Source organism: Aeromicrobium sp. REDSEA-S38_B2 (genome assembly GCF_001628525.1).
In the GTDB taxonomy this organism is placed as follows: domain Bacteria; phylum Actinomycetota; class Actinomycetes; order Propionibacteriales; family Nocardioidaceae; genus Aeromicrobium; species Aeromicrobium erythreum.
Window position 1 is genome coordinate 79288 of the sequence record NZ_LUNH01000023.1, and the last position, 18268, is coordinate 97555.

Genomic DNA, 18268 nt, shown 5'->3' on the forward strand with positions numbered 1-18268 from the left:
TCACGGCGACGGGGCGGGCCCTGGCGTGACCTACAGTCGGCGCGTGAGGGGTCGCGTCTGGGTGCCGCTGGTGGTCGCCGTCGCCGTGCAGCTGGCCGGCGTGGTCGCGGTCTTCGCCTGGGTCGCGGGCGACGACCTGCACGAGGCGCCGCTCGGCGTGGTCGCGCCGGCCGTGGTCGGCCAGACGCTCGCCGACCGCGCTGCCGCCGATCCCGACAGCCCGTTCACGGTCGTGCGACCGCCGTCGGCCGCAGCAGCCCGTGGGCTCGTCGACGACGGCACGCTGGTGGGCTCTGCGGTGGTCGACCTCGCTCGCTCCGACGACGTCCTGCTCCTGCCACGGCGGGCCTCGCCGGACCAGCGGGCGGCGGTCGAGGCAGCCGTCCGGGTCACGTCGGCGCGGCTGGGTCGGGGCGTGGAGGTCGAGCTGGTCGGGCCGTCGCTGTCGGCGGGCGGACGCGCCGCCGTCACCTGGCTCCCGGTGCTGGCCGTCGGCGCGGGCATCCTCACGTCGGGGGTGCTCACGGTCCGCTCCGGCCGGCTGCCGCGGACGTGGCCGGGCGCCCTGCGACGTCTGCGCGTGATCGGGGCAGTGGCGGTGCTGGTCGGCGGCGTCGGCGGCCTGGTCGGCGCACTGCTCGCGACGGGACCGGTGCTCCTGTGGTGGCCGGCGCTCTCCCTGCTGGTGCTGACCGGCGCGCTCGTGTCGCAGGCGCTCGAGCACCTGATGGACGCGTGGGGCTGGGGGCTCGCCGTCACCCTCCTCGTCCTCACGGCGCTCCCCGACCTCGCCGGCACGGGCACCTGGATGCAGCCGGTCGTGTGGCGCGAGGTCACGACGCTGCTGCCGCACGCGGCCGGCATCGAGATCCTGCAGCAGCTCACCGGCGGCACGGCTGGCGCGCTCTGGCGCCCGTGGGCGGTGCTCGCCGTCTGGTGTGCCGTGGGTGGCGCCACGTCGACGCTCGCCCGGCGCGAGCGCTCGGCTGGCTGAGCGCACCAGTTCGTCCCGGCGCCCGGCGGCGTGAGCGGGCGGGGCGCGGGAGCTCAGTCGCCGAGTGCGCCGACCTGCGACAGCAGCTCGACCTGGTCGAAGTACAGGTGCTCCGACCGCAGTCGGCTGCCGTCGACCTCGTAGACGGCGGCCCACCGGAACGACACCTCGCGCCCGGTCGGCGCGAGGCTGCCGCCCGCACCGCGCAGGGTGCCGGTGTGCGTGCCGACGAAGCGGCCCTCCGCCGCGACGCGTGACCCGCTCCCGAGCACGGAGACCAGCTCGAGGCGCCCGTCCGGGAAGCCGTCGTGGAAGACCCGCAGGAAGGCGAGCACGGCCTCCCGACCCGAGGCCGACGCACCGGGGGCGATGATCTCCGCGTCCTCGGACCAGGGCTCGGCGGCCTCGTCGCGGGCGTTGAACGCGTCGACGTGACGCCGGACGACCTCGTGGCTCGACATCTCATGACTCCTTCGTGAGGGGCGGGTAGGAGGACTCCTGGACCAGCGCCTCCACGTCGTCGACCAGCCCGACCACCCCGCTGGACCGGGCGATCGCGACGCCGACCTCGTGCGCTCGGCGGGCGTACGCACCGTCGTCGAGCACCGCCCGCACGGCACGCCCCACGGCGGCCGGGGTCGGGCGGCCGGTCCGCAGGTTGATGCCGACCCCGGCGTGCTGCACGCGGGTCGACGTCTCGACCTTGTCCTCGGAGTCCCCGGCGATGACGATCGGGACACCGTGGCGCATCGCGTGGTGCAGCCCGCCGTAGCCACCGTTCGTGACGAGCACGTCGGTGCGGGCCAGCAGCTCGTCGTAGGGCAGGTAGCTGGCGACGAAGACGTTCGCGGGCAGCGGGCCGAGGTCGTCCAGCGCGGACGTCGGGCGACCGCCGGTCGTCACGGCGACCTGCACGTCACGGTCCGCCAGGGCCTCGACGGTCGGCCCGACGACCTCGGTGAAGTCGGTGTTGGCGACCGTCCCTTGGGTCACGTGCACGAGCGGGAGGTGCGGGTCGAGGTCGTCGAACCAAGCGGGTGTCGCGACGTCGGCGACCTCGGCTGCCGGCGGGACCATCGGGCCGTAGAAGCGCAGGCCTGCCGGCGCGTCGGAGCGCGCGTACTCGAACTCGGGGACGGTGAACTGGGCGAGCAGGTCGCTGCGGTCGAGCACGTCCATGAAGAAGGCGCCGTCGAGCCCCGGCGCGCCGACGTCGGCGAGGAAGCGGTCGAGGCTGCGGTGGACGGGCCGGAGCACCACGCGCGACGTGCGGTACAGCAGGCGGTTGCGGAGCCGGTTCGGCACCGTCCGTCGCCACGGCACGAGTCCGAGTCCGTAGGGCGCGGTGTCGACGCTGCTGAACCCGGCCGGACCGATCCCGCACAGCACGGTCGCGGGACGCTGGTCACGGGGGCGCGAGAAGAGCGTCTGCACACCCAGGAAGGTCATGTCGTGGAGGACGACGTCGGCGGGCTCGTCGGCGAGCATCTGCTCGAGTGCCTGTCCGGCCGGCGCAGCTGGGGCGACGAAGGCCTGTTCCACGCCGTGGTTGATGGTGGCGAGGCCACGGGTGCGCTCCCCCGCCCCGATGGAGTCGAGCGTGTCGGCCTCGGCCGGCAGCGCCACGAACTCCGCTCCGCTCGCGCGCACGGGAGCCTCGTAGCCGGCTCCCGTGAGCATCCTCACCCGCCATCCGCGGCGGACGAGCTCGCCGGCCACCACGGACAGCGGTCCGACGTGTCCGGTCGCCGGCATGCTGCACAGCACCGCGCTGCGGCTCATGGGCGTCTCCCTCAATTGACTAGAGTGAGACTAACCCCAATATGGGTCACCCGTCGAGCGCCGCCCCCAGCTCGTCCAGCTGCCGGCGCAGCCACACGCCGTAGCGCGTCGGCGTCCACCCTCTCTCGCGGACGAGGTGGATCCACGGCTCGGGGCCGACGACCAGCCCGAGCAGGTCGGCCGCCTCGGACGCCTGGTCGGCGCGGAGCCGTCCGCGCGCGACGAACCACCCGGCGGCGATGGTCATGTCGCGGTGCCGGCGCTCCTCCAGGTCCTGCACCGCCGAGCGGACTCTCGCGTCGACGTCCGCGGCGGACACCATGGCGTGCAGGAGCGCCGCGGACCGCAGGTTCGCCTCGACGAGGAAGTCGACGTACCGCTCGATCGCCACGCCCGTGTCGGGCTCGGCCATGATGTCGACCAGCTCCGGACGCTCGGCGAGCGGATGTCGACCTTCGTCACCGGCCAGCGTCAGCTCGTGCGCCGCGACGAGCAGTGCGTGCTTGGGGCCGTGCGCGTGCACGGTCTGCACCGACGTGCCCGCCTCGGCCGCGATCGCCTGCATCGACGTCGCCGCGTAGCCGTCGCGCACGAAGAGCGTCCCCGCCGCCTCGACGATCCTGCGGCGCGTGGCCGCGGCGACGGCGTCGCGGGTCGGGGAGCGGTACGCACGCGGCATGCAGCGAACCGTATCGGAGCACGAACCGCACCACCTGGGGTCGAGCCCGCCTCGAGCCCGAAGGGCCGTGACGCGGTTCAGGCGTCTCTCAGGCGAGAGTTGTTAGCGTCGACGGGTCGTCGCGGCGCGCAACCAGACGGCGAGCAACGGGCAACACGAGGGAGAAGCATGCTGAGGCAGATCGGTGCGACGGAGCTGTTGATGGTGGTGGGGGTCGCCGTGCTCCTGTTCGGCGGCCGCAAGCTCCCCGAGCTGGCCCGCGGCTCGGGCCAGGCGCTGCGCATCTTCAGGCAGGAGATGCGCGAGGAACCCCCGAGCTCGGAGGAGGAACCGGCCCGGACGGCGGAGTAGCTCGTGGAGCAGGAGCGCACCCCCACCGCGACCGCCCCTCCCACGCGGGCCCGACGACGCATGCTCCAGCGGCGACGCCGCACCGTGCGCGTCGTGCTCGTCGGTGTCGTCAGCCTCGCGCTGGTGGCCGGCGTGGCGCTCGGCGTGCTGCAGTGGCGTCTGTCCGCGAACCTCAGCACGGCGACCGTGGGCGACCACCTCGTCGAGGACGACACCGACACCGGTGCCCTCAACGTCCTGTTCATCGGCTCGGACTCGCGCGACCTCCGGACCTCGAAGCACGGCAACGGCGACGGCAGCCGACGCAGCGACGCCCTCGTGCTGGCTCACGTCGCCGCCGACAACAGCCGCATCGACGCCGTGCAGATCCCGCGCGACACGCTCCTCGACCTGCCCTCGTGCGACGACGCCGACGGGACGTCGCACGCCGGGGGTCCAGGCATGATCAACGCGGCGCTGCAGCACGGTCCCGCCTGCAGCGTGCGTGCCGTCGAGGCACTCAGCGACGTGCACGTGCACCACTTCGTCGAGCTCGACTTCGACGGCTTCGCCGACATGGTCGACGCGCTCGGTGGAGTCGACGTGTGCCTGCCCGAGGCGCTGCGCGACGACGACGCGCACCTCGACCTGCCGGCCGGGAAGCAGCGCGTCGACGGCACCGACGCGCTGGCGCTGGCCCGCACCCGTCACGCGATCGGCGACGGCAGCGACCTCAGCCGCATCGGCCACCAGCAGGTGGTGATGTCGGCGATCATCCACGAGGTGCGCTCGGCCGAGGTGCTGACCCGCCCCGACCGGCTCGTGAGGTTCCTCGACGCAGCCACGCAGTCGATGACCGTCGACGACGACCTCGCCAGCACCAGAGCCCTCGGCCGCCTCGCACAGCGGGTGCGATCGGTGGACCCTGCTCGCATCACCTTCATGGCGATGCCCACGGCGGCTGCCCCACAGGACCCCAACCGCGTGGTCGCCACCGACGACGCCCGCACCGTCTTCTCCGCCATCGACGCCGACGAGCCGGTGCGCCTCGCGTCGGACCGACCGGCTCCCTCGCCGAAGCACGCACCGATCGAGGTGCTCAACGGGGCGCGGGTCCCTGGCCTCGCCGCGTCGGCCGCCGGCCAGCTCGAGTCGCTCGGTCACACCGTCGTCGCCGTGGGCGACGCGCAGGAGCCGGCCGAGCGGACGATCCTCGTCGTCGACGGCTCGGACCGCGCGAAGCGCACCGCAGCCGCCGTCGCCCGCTCCTTCGGGCTCGACGTGGAGCCGCAGGTCGACCCCGACGTCGCGGGAGTGCGCCTCGTCCTGGGCGCCTCCGACGCCACGGGCCTGCAGGTCCGCGACACCCCCGCCGTCGAGACCACCTCGCGACACGCCGACGAGGACCTCTGCAGCTGAGCGAGAAGCCGGGTGGACATGCCCATCGAGTGCGACAGCTGCGAGCACGACGAAGGCCCGGTCCGCTGCTGCGTGACCGGGCCTGGTGGAGCCGCCTGTCGGAATCGAACCGACGACCTTTTCATTACGAGTGAAACGCTCTACCGACTGAGCTAAGGCGGCGAAGGTCCCGCGAGGATCGCCCGCAGAACCTCGTACAGCCTACCCCTGCCCCTCCAGCGGGACACACGGGCCCCCCTACACTCGACCCCGTGACCGGGACAGAGGACGTGCGGGCCGAGCTGGACGACATGCGCTCCAGCATCGACAACATCGACGCCGCCCTCGTGCACCTGCTGGCGGAGCGGTTCAAGTGCACCCAGCGGGTGGGCCGGCTGAAGGCCACGCACGACCTGCCTGCCTCCGATCCCGACCGCGAGGCACGCCAGATCGAGCGGCTCCGCTCGCTCGCCGTCGAGTCCGACCTCGACCCCGCGTTCGCCGAGAAGTTCCTGACCTTCATCATCGACGAGGTCATCCGCCACCACGAGGCCATCCGCTCGGCCTGAGCCCGCCCCCGTCGCCGCGGCACCGCCGAGCGGTGCGAGGCCGGACTGCGGCCGGACTACTCGTCGGGGCAGGTCGTGCCGTCGCGCGGGACGGTGCCGTCGACGAGGTAGGCGTCGACAGCCTTGACGATGCAGCGGTTGCCGGAGCTGTAGGCCGTGTGGCCGTCGCCCTCACGGGTGAGCAGCACGCCCTCGCGGTCGCCCAGCTGGTCGGCCAGCGCCTTGGCGTTCTCGTACGGCGTCGCAGGGTCGCGGGTGGTGCCGATGACGACGATCGGCGACGAGCCCTCGGCGTCGATCTCCACCTGCGGGCGCTCGGCGGGCTCGGGCCAGTCGGTGCAGCCGAGGGTGCCCCAGCCGAGAGCGGCACCGAAGACCGGCGAGACCTTCTCGAAGCGGGGCAGCTCGGCCTCCACCTCGGCGACGCTCGGCCGCTCGCGGTTGTCGAGGCAGTTGACCGCGATGTTGGCCCACCCGATGTTGCCGTCGTAGCTGCCGTCGCTCTGCCGGGAGAAGTAGAGGTCGTTGAGGCGCAGCAGCAGCGACCCGTCGCCCCGCAGCGCTGCCGTGAGCGCCTGCGACAGGACGGGCCACGCCGCCTTGTCGTAGAGGGTGACGGCCACGCCGTAGAACGCCCGGCCCTTCGTCAGCTCGCGGTCGGTCCCAGTGGGCAGCGGCTGGTCCTCCAGCCGGGACATGAAGGTGGCCAGCGCCCGGTTGGCGGCGTTGGGGTCCTGGCCGAGCGGGCACGACTCGAGCTTCGCGCACGCGTCGAGATAGGCGTCGAGCGCGCGCTGGAACCCGGTGGCCTGCCCGAAGGCGGACCCGAACACGTCCTGGGCGGGGTCGACGGCGCCGTCGAGCACCATGGCGCCGACCTTCTGCGGGAACAGCGTCGCGTAGGTGGCGCCGAGCTGCGTCCCGTACGACGCGCCGAACCAGTCGAGCTTCTGCTGCCCCATCGCGGCGCGCGCGACGTCCATGTCGCGGGCGGCCTCCTCGGTGGAGACGTGTCCGGCGAGCTCGCCGGAGTTCTTGGCGCACGCCTCGCCCAGCTTGCGGACGCCGGCGCGCAGCTCGCGCACCTCGGCCGACGTGCTCGGGTCGGGGTCGCTGGCCGCGTAGGCGTCGAACTGGGCGTCGGGCAGGCACTCCAGGGGCGAGCTCTCGCCGACGCCGCGGGGGTCGATGCCGACGATCGTGAAGGCGTCGCGCACCGTCGGCGCCATGCTGCCCGCCAGGCTCGCGGCGAAGTCGATCGCCGACCCGCCGGGTCCGCCGGGGTTGACGAACAGCACGCGCGTGCCGTCGCCGGTGCTGAGGTAGCGCGCGGCCTTGAGCGTCGTGGTCGCGCCGTCGGGCTCGTCGTAGTCGATGGGGACGGTGATCGTGGCGCACTCGGAGTCACCGCCGCAGCCCTTCCAGGTCAGCTTCTGGTCGTAGAAGCGCTGCAGGCCGTCGGGAGCCTGCTCGCCGGTGGGCTGGATCGCCTGGGCGGCGGGCGAGTCGTCGGACGCGCCGTCGCCGTCGCGGACCACGAGCAGGACGCCCGCGACGACCGCAGCCACCGCGGCGAGGGCGATCAGGACGATCAGCGGTCGTTTCATCGGCTCCGGAATCCCATCATCATGCGTTCGAGGGTGAGCAGCGGTGCTGCGTTCGCGGTGAGCGCCTCGCGCGCCTCGACGATCGCACCGATCCGGCTCAGCGTCGACTCGGGCGTCCACAGACGGGCCGCCTCGCGCACCGCGTCGGCGACGTCGGCGTTCACGAGCGGTGCGCCGGGGGCGGTCTGCACGGCGACGACGTCGCGGCAGAACGACAGCAGGTCGAGCAGCACCCCGTCGATGGAGTCGCGCGCCAGCCGGGTACGACGTCGCTTCTGGTCCTTCTCGAGCGAGGAGACCGCCCCGGCGTAGCCGGCGGGGCGACGGCCGCGGTCCTCCACGCCCCACGACTGCTTGAGGTCGGCGCTCTCGCGCTCGTCGGCGACGTCGGCGATCGCGGCGGCACGGGCGGTGGCCTCGTCGTTGATGCGCTGCGCCGCCACCAGGCAGTCGCCGAGGGAGCGCAGCGACGTCGGCAGCGACAGGATCTCCCGGCGCCGCTCCCGCGCCTGGGGGTCGCGCGCGAGGCCGCGAGCCCGGCCGATGTGGCCCTGGGAGGCGGCCGCCACCTCGTGCGCCAGCTGCGGCTCGACCCCGTCGCGCTCGACGAGCAGGCGGGCGATGGCGTCGACCGGCGGCGTGCGCAGCAGCACCGGCCGGCAGCGCGAGCGGATCGTGACGATCACGTCCTCCGTGGCGGGCGCGCAGAGCATCCACACGGTGAACGGCGACGGCTCCTCCACCGCCTTGAGGAGGGCGTTGGCGGCCTGCTCGGTGAGCCGGTCGGCGTCCTCGACGACCAGCACCTGCCAGCGCCCGAGGGCCGGGCTGAGCGCGGACTTGCGGACGTACTCGCGGGCGACGTCGGTGCCGATCGAGAGACCGTCGGTACGGATGAGCGTGATGTCGGGGTGGCTGCCCGCCGCCGCCGTGGTGCAGGAGCGGCACTCGCCGCAGCCGCCGCGCTCGCACTGCAGCGCCGCAGCGAACGCCTTCGCCGCGTTCGAGCGTCCTGATCCGGGCGGGCCCGTGAACAGCCAGGCGTGGGTCATCGAGCGACCGTCGCCACCGGCCGAGCGGACCGCGGCCGACAGCGTGTCGACGACCGGGGACTGCCCGACCAGCTCGTCCCAGACGCTGGTCACCGCGCCTGCACCAGCCACGGCTCGACCGCGGCGCGCACGGCGGCGTGGACGACGTCGGGCGACTGGTCGGCGTCGACGACGAGGTAGTGGGCTGGGTCGGCGGCGGCCAGCTCCAGGAAGTGGCTGCGGACCCGCTGGTGGAAATCGAGCGGCTCGGCCTCGATGCGGTCGGGCTCCCCCGCCCGCGCGAGCCCGACGACGGGGTCGAGGTCGAGCACGACGGTCAGGTGCGGACGAAGGCCGGCCGTCGCCCACCGCGCCACGTGCTCCAGCTCGGCGGCGTCGAGGGCACGTCCGGCACCCTGGTACGCCAGCGTCGAGTCGACGTAGCGGTCGGTGACGACCACCTCGCCCCGCGCCAGCGCCGGGAGCACGACGGCGTCGACGTGCTCGGCCTTGTCGGCGGCGTAGACCAGCGCCTCCGTGCGCGGCGACAGGTGCCCCGTGGCGGGATCGAGCACGATGCCCCGCAACCGCGCCCCCACCTCCGTGCCACCCGGCTCGCGCGTGAGCAGCACCTCGTGACCGGCGGCGCCGAGCCAGTCGGCGAGGAGCCGCGCCTGCGTCGACTTCCCGCCCCCCTCACCGCCCTCCAGCGCGACGAAGACGCCCGAGTCGGTGTAGCGCGGCTGCATGGGGCCGATCCTAGGGGGCGGGTACGACGGGGTGGGGTGCTGGTTGCGGTCGTCGTGACCTTGCTGCTGCGCTGGCTGCGGTCGTCGTGTGGTTGCCGCTGCGCAGGCGCAGGGGCTTCTTCTTGCCGCTGCGCTGCCGCGGGGAGTCTGACCTTGCTGGTGCGCTGCCTCGGCCGGCGCTGTGTCTGGTCTCCGAAAGGGCCTCGACCGGCAGCGGGCCTGAGGGTGGTCTGGGTCTCGGGGTCTGGCTTCGGCCTGTGGGTGACGCACGATTCGTCGTTTCAGCGTTCTCGGGCCAAGGTTCTGCGTTCGCGCGGCCTATCGGTGGATCAGCAACCGCAGGAGCGCTCCTGCGGTTGCCGATCCACCGATGGAGGGCTGAGCGGCGGAAGGATTCTGCGTTCACGACGGGATCCCGTCGCAAACGCAGAAGCGTTGGCCGCCAGTGCACCAACGCAGAATCTTGAGCCCACCCTCAGCACCAACCCACAGCCCGAGACCCCAGACCAGCGCCGCCGCCAACCGCCCGGTCGAGGCCCTTTCGGAGACCACCCCCACCGCGAGCCGAGGCAGCGCACCGGCAAGCACAGACTCCCTACGGCAGCGCACCAGCAAGGTCACGACCAGGAAGCCGAGAGGATTCAGCTCTTCTTCGCTGCCGACGACTTCGTCGCCGCCTTGGCCGTCGTCGTCTTCTTCGCCGTCGTCGTCTTCTTGGCCGTCGTCTTCTTCGCAGCGGTCTTCTTGGTCGTGGCCTTCTTGGCGCTCTTCTTCGCCGTCTTCTTGACCGGACCGCGGGCGCGGCGCTCAGCGAGGAGCTCCTGGGCGCGCTCCTCGGTGAGGGTCTCGAGGTCGTCGTCCTTGCGCAGCGAGGCGTTGGTCTCGCCGTCGGTCACGTAGACGCCGAACCGGCCGTCCTTCGCGACGATCGGCCTCTCGCTGACCGGGTCGACGCCGAGCTCCTTCAGCGGGGGCTTGGCGGTGCCGCGGCGGCCGTAGGTCTTCGGCTGCGCGTAGATGGCGCGCGCCTGCTCCTCGGTGAGCGTGAACAGCTGGTCCTCCGACTCGAGCGAGCGCGAGTCGGTGCCCTTCTTGAGGTACGGCCCGTAGCGACCGTTCTGCGCGGTGATCTCGGTGCCGTCGACGTCGGTGCCGACGACGCGCGGGAGGGTGAGGAGCCGGACGGCGTCGTCGATGCCGATCGCGTCCATGCTCATCGTGCGGAACAGGCTCGCGGTGCGCGGCTTCTCGCCCTTCGGGGCGTCCTCGGGCAGCAGCTCCTGCACGTAGGGACCGAAGCGACCGTTCTTCACGACGAGGTCGAGCCCCGTCTCCGGGTGGGTGCCGAGCATCTTCTCGGCACCGGCCGGGTTCGCCAGCAGCTCCTTGGCCTTCTCGAGCGTCAGCTCGTCCGGTGGCAGGTCCTCGGGCACGTTGCCGCGCGTGGGCACGTCGACACCGTCCTTGCCGGGGACCATCGGCGGGCCCTCGACGTACGGCCCGTAGCGCCCGACGCGCACCGCGACGCCGTCGCCGAGCTCGAACGTGGCCAGACCGCGGGCGTCGATGTCGGGGAGGTTCTCGATGAGCCGCTTGAGTCCGGTGTCCTTCTCGCCGCTGCCGGCCCAGAACCCCTCGAGCACGCGCTGACGCTCCTCGCGTCCGTGCGACACCTGGTCGAGGACGTCCTCGAGCTCGGCCGTGAAGGAGTAGTCGACGAGGCGGGGGAAGTGCTGCTCCATCAGCCGGACGACGCTGAACGCGATCCATGCCGGGACGAGCGCGGTGCCCTTCTTGAACACGTACCCACGGTTCTGGATGGTGCCGATGATCGACGCGTACGTCGACGGGCGACCGATCTCCCGGTCCTCCAGCTCCTTGATGAGCGAGGCCTCGGTGTAGCGGGCGGGCGGCTTCGTCTCGTGGCCGGCGGGCGTCAGCTCGTGCGCGGTCACCGTGTCACCCTGGGCGAGCGCCGGGAGCTTCGTCTGCTGGTCGTCGCCCTGGCCGTTGTCCTCGCGGGACTCCACGTACGCCTTCAGGAAGCCGTGGAACGTGATGGTGCGGCCCGACGCGGTCAGCTCGACCGGCGCTCCCGCGTCGGCGCCCGCAGCGTCGGAGGCGGTCGCGGTCAGGCGGATCGAGACCTGCTCGCCGCGGGCGTCCTTCATCTGCGACGCGAGCGTGCGCTTCCAGATCAGCTCGTACAGCCGGAGCTCGTCACCGCGCAGCCCCGTGGCCTGCGGGGTCTTGAACCGCTCCCCCGCGGGCCGGATCGCCTCGTGCGCCTCCTGGGCGTTCTTCACCTTGCCGGCGTAGGTGCGGGGCTTGTCGGGCAGGTACTCCGCGCCGTACAGCTCCTTGACCTGGGCGCGCGAGGCGTTGAGCGCGGTCTGCGACAGCGTGATCGAGTCGGTGCGCATGTAGGTGATGTGCCCGCCCTCGTACAGCCGCTGCGCGACCTGCATCGTGCGGGCGGCGCCGAAGCCGAACTTGCGCGACGCCTCCTGCTGCATGGTCGTGGTGCGGAACGGGGCGTACGGCTTGCGGGTGTAGGGCTTCGCGTCGACACCGGCGACCGTGAACGTCTCGTCGCGCAGACCCGCCGCGAGGGCGGTCACGCGTGCCTCGTCGAGGTGCGCGACGTCGGCGTTCTTGAGGGTGCCGTCGTCGGCGAAGGCCGAACCGTTCGCCACGCGCTTGCCGCCGACCGTCACCAGACGGGCCGGGAACAAGCGCGCGTCCTCGTGCTGCTCGCCGGCGTCGAAGGTGGCGTCGAGGTCCCAGTAGGAGGCGGAGCGGAACGCCATGCGCTCCCGCTCGCGCTCGACCACGAGGCGGGTCGCGACCGACTGCACGCGACCCGCGGACAGGCCGGACATGACCTTCTTCCACAGCACGGGGCTGACCTCGTAGCCGTACAGACGGTCGAGGATGCGGCGGGTCTCCTGCGCGTCGACGAGGTCCATGTCGATGTCGCGCGGGTTCTCGACGGCCCGCGTGATCGCTTCCTTGGTGATCTCGTTGAAGACGATCCGCTTGACCGGGACCTTCGGCTTCAGCTCGTCGAAGAGGTGCCAGGCGATGGCCTCGCCCTCGCGGTCCTCATCGGTCGCGAGCACGAGCTCGTCGGCCTCCTTGAGGAGCTTCTTGAGCTTGGTGATCTGCGGCTTCTTCTCGGCGGCGACGACGTAGACGGGGTCGAAGCCGTTCTCGATGTCGACGCCGAGGCGCGCCCAGGGCAGGCCCTTGTACTTGGCGGGCACCTGGTCGGCACCCTTCGGGAGGTCGCGGATGTGGCCCACGCTGGAGTCGACGACGTAGCCGTCACCCAGGTACGACTGGATGCTGCGCACCTTGTTCGGCGACTCGACGATGACGAGCGTGGTCACGGTGTTACTCCCTCGTGGACGGTCCGGGCGCACGGACAGCGGGCCGGACGCGGCATACGCTAACGCGCCTTGTCAAGGAACATCGTGCCCCGGGGCCGCAGGTGGCGCGCGCCACAGGGCCCGCGCGAGGCGGTCAGGGAACGAGCAGGCCGTCGGCGACGAGCTCGTGGACGACCGGACGGTACTGCTCGCGCAGGACCTCGGGATCGCGCTCGAGGAGCTGCGCGAGCGCGTCGAGCACCTCCCCGGCCGTCAGGTCGCCGTCGAGCGCACCGACCAGCCCCGCCTGGACGGTGTCGACCTGGGCGGCCCGGCGCAGACCCTCCCCCAGGCGCAGCACGATGGCCTCCGGGTCCTCCTCGCCGGCCCGGCCGAACGTCTCCTGCGTCAGCGTGGGCGCCTGGCGCCAGCGGACGTCGAGCACGTCGTCGGCCGCGGCCAGGGCGTCGACGCGCTCGCCCCAGGACAGGACCGCCGCGCCGACGGGCGGCACGACCTCGTGGCGCCACTCCTCCAGCCGCAGCACGGGCACGTCGCGGTGCGCCGCACGCAGGCTGATCCAGCCGAACGCCATGGCCTGGACGCCCTGGTCGTCGAACCAGTCGAGCCAGGCGTCGTAGCGGGCCGTGTAGTCGGGCCGGTGCCGGACTCCCGCGTCGGCGAGCCACATCTCGACGTACGCCGACAGGTCGACGACCTCGCGCTGGACCACCCACGCGTCGAGCCCGGTGGCGCCGACCCACCCGCCCAGGCGGTCCTGCCACGGCTCGTCGGTGTGCACCCAGCTGCCGAGCACCTGGCACCACCCGCCGGGCACGAGGTGGTCGGCCGCGCCGGCCACGACGGTGCGGACGACGCCGTCGGTCTCGAGGGACCCCTCGCGGTAGACGAGCCGGTCGCCGGTGGGCGGGGAGACGACGAACGGCGGGTTCGTGGCGATGGTGTCGAAGCGCTCGCCCGCGACCGGGTCCCAGAAGGAGCCGTCGCGCACGTCGACGTCGACGCCGTTGAGCTCCGCCGTGAGCCGTGCCGCCCAGAGGGCACGGGGGTTGACGTCGGTCGCGACGACGCGGTCGTGCCCCTGCGCGAGGTGCAGGGCCTGCACGCCGCACCCCGTCCCGAGGTCGAGCGCGCGCGTCGACTCGCCGCCGGGCAGGAGGCGTGAGGAGGGGACGGTGAGCTGGGCGAGCGAGGAGGACGCCTCGCTGATGCCGAGGACGTGCTCGGGCCCGACCTCGATCGGGCGCGTGTCGAGCCCGGGCGTCAGGTCGCAGACCACCCACCAGTCGTGCGTCTCGTCGCCGTACGGGCGGACGTCGACCACGGCTCGCACCGCGTCACCGTCCCGGGCGAGCACACCCCGGCCCACGAGGTCGTCCACCTGCCCCGGCAGCGCGGCCTCGACCGCCGCCGCGGGCTCGGGTCGCTGCAGGGAGAAGAGCCGCACCAGGGTCGAGAGGGGCGAGCCGTCGCGGGTCGCGCGCTCCGCCGGGGTCGTCTCGTTGCGCAGCAGCGCGCCCTGGGCCTCGGGCCCCAGCAGGGCCTGCACCCGCTCGACGGTGAAGCCGACGTCGGTCAGGCGGGCGCGTAGTCGTTCCATGGCGTCAGCGTGTCACGCCGACGTCGGGCCGGCGTCAGGCGAGGCCGGCGGTGTCGTGCGCGGCGCGCGCCGCCTCGACGGAGTCGTGCAGGCCGAAGACCTTGTCGAGGCCCGTGATCTCCAAGATCTTGAGCAGCCGCGGGTGCGTGCAGACGATGTCGAGCGAGCCCCCGCCCGCCCGGACCTTCTTGAGGGCGCCGACGAGGACGCCCAGACCGGTCGAGTCGAGGAAGTCGACGCGCTGCACGTCGACGACGAGGCGCAGGTGACCGGCGTCGATCGCCTCCACGATCGCCTCCCGCAGCCGCGGGGCGGTGTACACGTCGATCTCGCCGCCGACCTCGATGATCTCGAAGGGCTCGTCGGTGCGGGTGGTCAGCAGGAGCTCCATCAACATCCTTCCTCGGAGGTACGCCAAGTCAACCACGCCGGACGCCTCGACGCCCCGTCGTCCGCGCCCCCGACGGGGGCCCTGGGATGATGGCACCGTGGAACCGGACCGAGTGCTGACGCGCTACGCCGACCGGATCCTGCACCTGCACGAGGTCCCCGCCCGCGACGCCGTCGTGGAGCCCTGGCCGGAGTGGGTGGACCCGCGCGTGCGCACGGCCTTCGCGGCGCAGGGCGTCACCCACCTCTGGGCGCACCAGGCCGAGGCGCTCGCGCACGTGCACGCGGGTCGACACGTCGTCGTGTCCACGGGCACGGCCTCGGGGAAGTCGCTGACCTACCAGGTCCCTGCGCTCGACGCGCTCGTCCGGGGTCGGGCGGGCGACGCGATCCGTGGGCACCGCGCCCCCACCGCGCTCTACCTGGCGCCCACGAAGGCGCTCGCCGCCGACCAGCTGCGCCGTCTGCCCCGCGACGAGGACGGCGCACCGCTCGTCCGGGCGACCACCGTCGACGGCGACAGCTCGCTCGACGAGAGGTCGTGGGCGCGCGACCACGCGCAGCTCGTGCTCACCAACCCGGACACGGTGCACCACACGCTCCTGCCCGGCCACGAGCGCTGGGCACGGCTGTTCGCAGGACTGCGGATCGTCGTCGTGGACGAGTGCCACCACTACCGGGGCGTGTTCGGTGCGCACGTCGCGCACGTGCTGCGCCGGCTGCTGCGCGTGTGCGCGCACCACGGGTCGCAGCCCGTCGTGGTGCTCTCGTCGGCCACGGTGAGCGAGCCGGAGGCGTCGGCGCGGCGGCTCACCGGGCTCGACGTGGTGGCCGTGACCGACGACGCCTCGCCGCACGGCCCGCGCACGATCGCGCTCTGGGAGCCGCCCCTGGTCGGCGCCGCGCACCCGTCGCAGCCGCCGAGCCGGCGGTCCGCGGGCCGCGAGGCGGCCGACGTGCTCACCGACCTGGTGCTGGACCGCACCCGCACCCTCGTCTTCTCGCGGTCCAGGCGAGGGGCAGAGTCCATCGCCCGAGGCGCGCAGGAGCGCCTCGGCGAGGTCGCCCCCGAGCTGCCCGCCCGGGTGGCCACCTACCGCGGCGGGTACCTGCCCGAGGAACGGCGGGCCCTGGAGGACCGGCTCCGCTCGGGCGACCTGCTCGGCCTGGCCGCCACCAACGCGCTCGAGCTGGGCGTCGACGTCAGCGGGCTCGACGCCGTCGTCAGCGTGGGCTTCCCCGGCACGCGGGCGGCGTTCTGGCAGCAGGTGGGACGAGCCGGTCGCGACGGGCAGCCGTCGCTCGGCGTGCTCGTGGCTCGCGACGAGCCGATCGACACCTTCCTCGTGCACCACCCCGACGCCTGGCTCGGCGCGCCGGTCGAGGCGACCGTCTTCGACCCGGACAACCCGTACGTGCTGGGTCCGCACCTGGCCGCCGCGGCGCAGGAGCTTCCGCTGACCGAGGCCGACCTGGCGCTGTTCGGGCCGCGCGCCCGCGAGGGGGTCGACGCGCTGGAGGCGGCGGGCTGGCTGCGTCGCAGGACCGCGGGCTGGTTCTGGACCCGCCGCGACCGCGCTGCCGCGCTCGCCGACCTGCGCGGCAGCGGTGGCGCGCCCGTGCAGATCGTCGACGGTCCGACCGGCCGGCTGGTGGGCACCGTCGATGCCGGGTCCGCCGACGGCGAGGTGCACGAGGGCGCGGTGTACGTGCACCAAGGTCAGGTGCACGTGGTCGACGAGTACGACGTGGAGGAGGGCGTGGCGGTGGTGCACGCCGAGGACCCCGGCTGGTCCACGTCGGCGCGCTCGACCACGGAGGTCTCGATCGTCTCGACGCGGCGGACACGACGCTGGGGTGCCACGACCGTCCATCTCGGCGAGGTCGACGTGACGAGCCAGGTGGTCTCGTTCTCGCGTCGACGCCACGACGGAAGTCTCGTCGGCGAAGAGCCGCTCGACCTGCCGTCGCGCACGCTGCGCACCGTCGCGACCTGGTGGACCCTCCCGCCGGACGTGGTGGAGCGGGTGCTGGAGCGCACCGACGTGCCCGGAGCGGCGCACGCGGCGGAGCACGCCGCGATCGGCCTGCTGCCGCTGCTCGCCACGTGCGACCGCTGGGACCTCGGCGGGCTCTCCACCGCCGTCCACGCCGACACGGGGACGCTGACGATCTTCGTGCACGACGGGCACCCGGGCGGGGCCGGCTTCGCCGAGCGCGGCTACGAGGTGGTCGAGCGGTGGCTGCGGGTCACCCGCGCCACGATCGACGACTGCGAGTGCCGCGACGGGTGCCCCTCGTGCGTGGTCTCGCCGAAGTGCGGGAACTTCAACGAGCCGCTCGACAAGGCCGGCGCGGTGCGGCTGCTCGACGCACTGCTCGACGGCGCGCCCGACGCCTGAGCCGCCACTCACCGCTCGTACCAGGCCGGCGCGGCACGCGCCTGCACGCGAGCCCTCCAGGTGCCGCCCCACCACGGCCTGGTGGCCGCGGTGGCCGTGACCGTGACGACGTCGAGGTCGGCACGGCACCGCTCGAGCGCGGCGTCGTTGCGGCGCGCGACCTGCCGAGCGGCGGTGCACGGGTCGCCACCCTCCGTGGCCGCGCGGCTGCCGGCCAGGGCAGCCAGGTCGGCCGCGGCCGACACGCGGTGGCGCAGGGCGACGAGCGCGGTCACCTGGAGCCCGAGGGCGACGACGGTCACGAGGGCGGCGCCCACCCAGAGGGCGTGCACCGTGACCGAGCCGCGCTCGTCCGGTGGCCTGCTCACGGTGCCTCCACGGCCGCCACCGCACTCGCGTCGAGCCCGACGGAGCCCACGGTGGACGCGAAGCCGAGTGGCGCCCGCGCACGCACCCGCACCGTGACCGCGACGGTCCCGTCGGCGCCCTCGGCGACGTCGACCGTGGATCCGGCCGGTGCCAGTCGCCGCACGGCCTCGACCGCGTCGGCCTCTGGCTCGCCGCGGGCGACCAGGCGAGCCCCCTCCCGCGCCGCGTCGACGAGCCGCACCTGCGTCAGGCCGAGCGACGCGACCCAGAGGAGCAGCACGACCAGCACGAGCGCGAACGGTGCGAGGACGGCCAGCTCGGCGGTGGCCAGACCCCGCTCGCCGCGTCGTCTCATCGCAGGGGCGCGAACGGGTGGCCGTGCCACAGGAGCTCCAGGAGCGAGCGGGGCTCCAGCGCCTGGCGCAGCAGCGCGGCGACGTGGTCGAGGAACCAGCTGTCGGTGCCGAGCCGCAGGAGCACGACGGCGCACGTGACGGCACCGAGCGTGCCGACGGCGTACTCCGCGGTCGTGGCGCCGTGGTCGTCAGGGGGACGGACACGCCGCCGGCAGGCCGGCGGAGCGGCGGTGGGGACGTCAGGACGGGACGGGCGCGGCACGGTGACCTCCTCGGTCGGGTCGGAGGCCGGCTCGCGGGCGGGACCGAGCGTCCGCCCGCGAGCCAGCTCGTGGTCAGAACAGGTTCGGCAGGACGTTCGGGATGTTGTCGATGACGTCCTTGACCAGGTCGCCGAACCACTCCGACTGGCCGATCTTCACGAGCACGCCGCCGACGGTGCAGGCCCCGAGCGTGCCGACGGCGTACTCCGCCGTGGTCATGCCGTCCTGCCGCCGGCCGCGGCGGGACGCGCGGGCGACGAGCGAGGCGCCCCGCGGGCGGGTCGTGGAGGGGTCCGTCCGGGAGGAGGAGCGACGAGACGAGGCGGGACGGGAGGTGGAGAGGTGCATGGTTGTCCT

Annotated in this window: 18 protein-coding genes and 1 tRNA gene; 5 read left to right on the forward strand and 14 right to left on the reverse strand. The window is 73.4% G+C overall.

Features of this window, described 5'->3' with window-relative positions; genetic code table 11:
* The first annotated feature begins 43 nt into the window (after positions 1-43).
* Complete coding sequence (locus A6Q81_RS06160; protein ID WP_286689856.1) at positions 44-994, forward strand: hypothetical protein; 951 nt, start codon at positions 44-46, stop codon at positions 992-994.
* Between the two features lie 53 nt (positions 995-1047).
* On the opposite strand, the gene A6Q81_RS06165 is transcribed toward A6Q81_RS06160, so the two are convergent.
* Genes A6Q81_RS06165 through A6Q81_RS06175 form a run of 3 tightly spaced genes read right to left on the reverse strand, consistent with a single transcriptional unit; the run spans position 1048 to position 3455 of the window.
* A complete protein-coding gene (locus A6Q81_RS06165; RefSeq protein WP_286689857.1) occupies positions 1048-1455 on the reverse strand; it encodes an ester cyclase in 408 nt (135 codons plus the stop codon).
* Position 1456: 1 nt separating this feature from the next.
* On the reverse strand, positions 1457-2776 hold the full coding sequence (locus A6Q81_RS06170) for a glycosyltransferase (protein WP_286689858.1): 1320 nt from the start codon (positions 2774-2776) through the stop codon (positions 1457-1459).
* 46 nt (positions 2777-2822) lie between these two features.
* Positions 2823-3455, reverse strand: coding sequence for a TetR/AcrR family transcriptional regulator (locus tag A6Q81_RS06175; protein ID WP_067859931.1), 633 nt, complete (start codon positions 3453-3455; stop codon positions 2823-2825).
* 168 nt (positions 3456-3623) lie between these two features.
* Between A6Q81_RS06175 and tatA the strand changes: the two genes are divergently transcribed.
* Both tatA and A6Q81_RS06185 read left to right on the forward strand, forming a co-directional pair.
* Entirely contained in the window at positions 3624-3806 is a 183-nt protein-coding gene (gene tatA, locus A6Q81_RS06180) for a twin-arginine translocase TatA/TatE family subunit (RefSeq protein ID WP_286689859.1), read from the forward strand.
* Positions 3807-3809: 3 nt separating this feature from the next.
* Positions 3810-5204, forward strand: a complete 1395-nt coding sequence (locus A6Q81_RS06185; RefSeq protein ID WP_158509213.1) for an LCP family protein — start codon at positions 3810-3812, stop codon at positions 5202-5204.
* A gap of 86 nt (positions 5205-5290) precedes the next feature.
* On the opposite strand, the gene A6Q81_RS06190 is transcribed toward A6Q81_RS06185, so the two are convergent.
* Positions 5291-5366 (reverse strand) — tRNA-Thr (locus A6Q81_RS06190).
* Positions 5367-5455: 89 nt separating this feature from the next.
* On the opposite strand from A6Q81_RS06190, the gene A6Q81_RS06195 reads away from it, so the two are divergent.
* Entirely contained in the window at positions 5456-5752 is a 297-nt protein-coding gene (locus tag A6Q81_RS06195; RefSeq protein WP_083516457.1) for a chorismate mutase, read from the forward strand.
* Positions 5753-5808: 56 nt separating this feature from the next.
* On the opposite strand, the gene A6Q81_RS06200 is transcribed toward A6Q81_RS06195, so the two are convergent.
* From A6Q81_RS06200 to A6Q81_RS06225, 6 genes are all read right to left on the reverse strand, one after another.
* Positions 5809-7359 carry an alpha/beta hydrolase gene (locus A6Q81_RS06200; RefSeq protein ID WP_067859937.1) on the reverse strand — a complete coding sequence of 517 codons (1551 nt, stop codon included), beginning with the start codon at positions 7357-7359 and terminating at the stop codon, positions 5809-5811.
* The gene (locus A6Q81_RS06205) at positions 7356-8504 is read right to left on the reverse strand and encodes a DNA polymerase III subunit delta' (protein WP_286689860.1); all 1149 of its coding nucleotides are present in this window, start codon (positions 8502-8504) and stop codon (positions 7356-7358) included. The genes A6Q81_RS06200 and A6Q81_RS06205 overlap by 4 nt, the downstream gene beginning before the upstream one ends.
* Entirely contained in the window at positions 8501-9139 is a 639-nt protein-coding gene (gene tmk, locus A6Q81_RS06210) for a dTMP kinase (RefSeq protein WP_286689861.1), read from the reverse strand. The genes A6Q81_RS06205 and tmk overlap by 4 nt, the downstream gene beginning before the upstream one ends.
* A gap of 641 nt (positions 9140-9780) precedes the next feature.
* Positions 9781-12531, reverse strand: a complete 2751-nt coding sequence (gene topA / locus A6Q81_RS06215) for a type I DNA topoisomerase (protein WP_286689862.1) — start codon at positions 12529-12531, stop codon at positions 9781-9783.
* A gap of 133 nt (positions 12532-12664) precedes the next feature.
* Positions 12665-14131: a DUF7059 domain-containing protein gene (locus tag A6Q81_RS06220; protein ID WP_286689863.1), complete on the reverse strand. Its 1467-nt coding sequence runs from the start codon at positions 14129-14131 to the stop codon at positions 12665-12667.
* A 34-nt stretch (positions 14132-14165) separates the two neighbouring features.
* Entirely contained in the window at positions 14166-14522 is a 357-nt protein-coding gene (locus A6Q81_RS06225; RefSeq protein ID WP_286689864.1) for an STAS domain-containing protein, read from the reverse strand.
* 97 nt (positions 14523-14619) lie between these two features.
* Between A6Q81_RS06225 and A6Q81_RS06230 the strand changes: the two genes are divergently transcribed.
* Positions 14620-16923 (forward strand): DEAD/DEAH box helicase, encoded by a 2304-nt coding sequence (locus A6Q81_RS06230; protein WP_067859953.1) that lies wholly within the window; start codon positions 14620-14622, stop codon positions 16921-16923.
* 8 nt (positions 16924-16931) lie between these two features.
* Here A6Q81_RS06230 and A6Q81_RS06235 read toward each other — a convergent pair whose 3' ends face one another.
* The 4 genes from A6Q81_RS06235 to A6Q81_RS06250 all read right to left on the reverse strand — a co-directional run bounded on the left by A6Q81_RS06235 (position 16932) and on the right by A6Q81_RS06250 (position 18259).
* Positions 16932-17291, reverse strand: coding sequence for an Rv3654c family TadE-like protein (locus A6Q81_RS06235; protein ID WP_067859956.1), 360 nt, complete (start codon positions 17289-17291; stop codon positions 16932-16934).
* Positions 17288-17647, reverse strand: coding sequence for a TadE family type IV pilus minor pilin (locus tag A6Q81_RS06240; RefSeq protein ID WP_286689865.1), 360 nt, complete (start codon positions 17645-17647; stop codon positions 17288-17290). Before A6Q81_RS06240 ends, A6Q81_RS06235 begins: the two co-directional genes overlap by 4 nt.
* Complete coding sequence (locus A6Q81_RS06245; protein WP_067859961.1) at positions 17644-17910, reverse strand: DUF4244 domain-containing protein; 267 nt, start codon at positions 17908-17910, stop codon at positions 17644-17646. Before A6Q81_RS06245 ends, A6Q81_RS06240 begins: the two co-directional genes overlap by 4 nt.
* Positions 17911-17983: 73 nt before the next feature.
* Entirely contained in the window at positions 17984-18259 is a 276-nt protein-coding gene (locus tag A6Q81_RS06250; RefSeq protein ID WP_286689866.1) for a DUF4244 domain-containing protein, read from the reverse strand.
* Positions 18260-18268 lie beyond the last annotated feature (9 nt).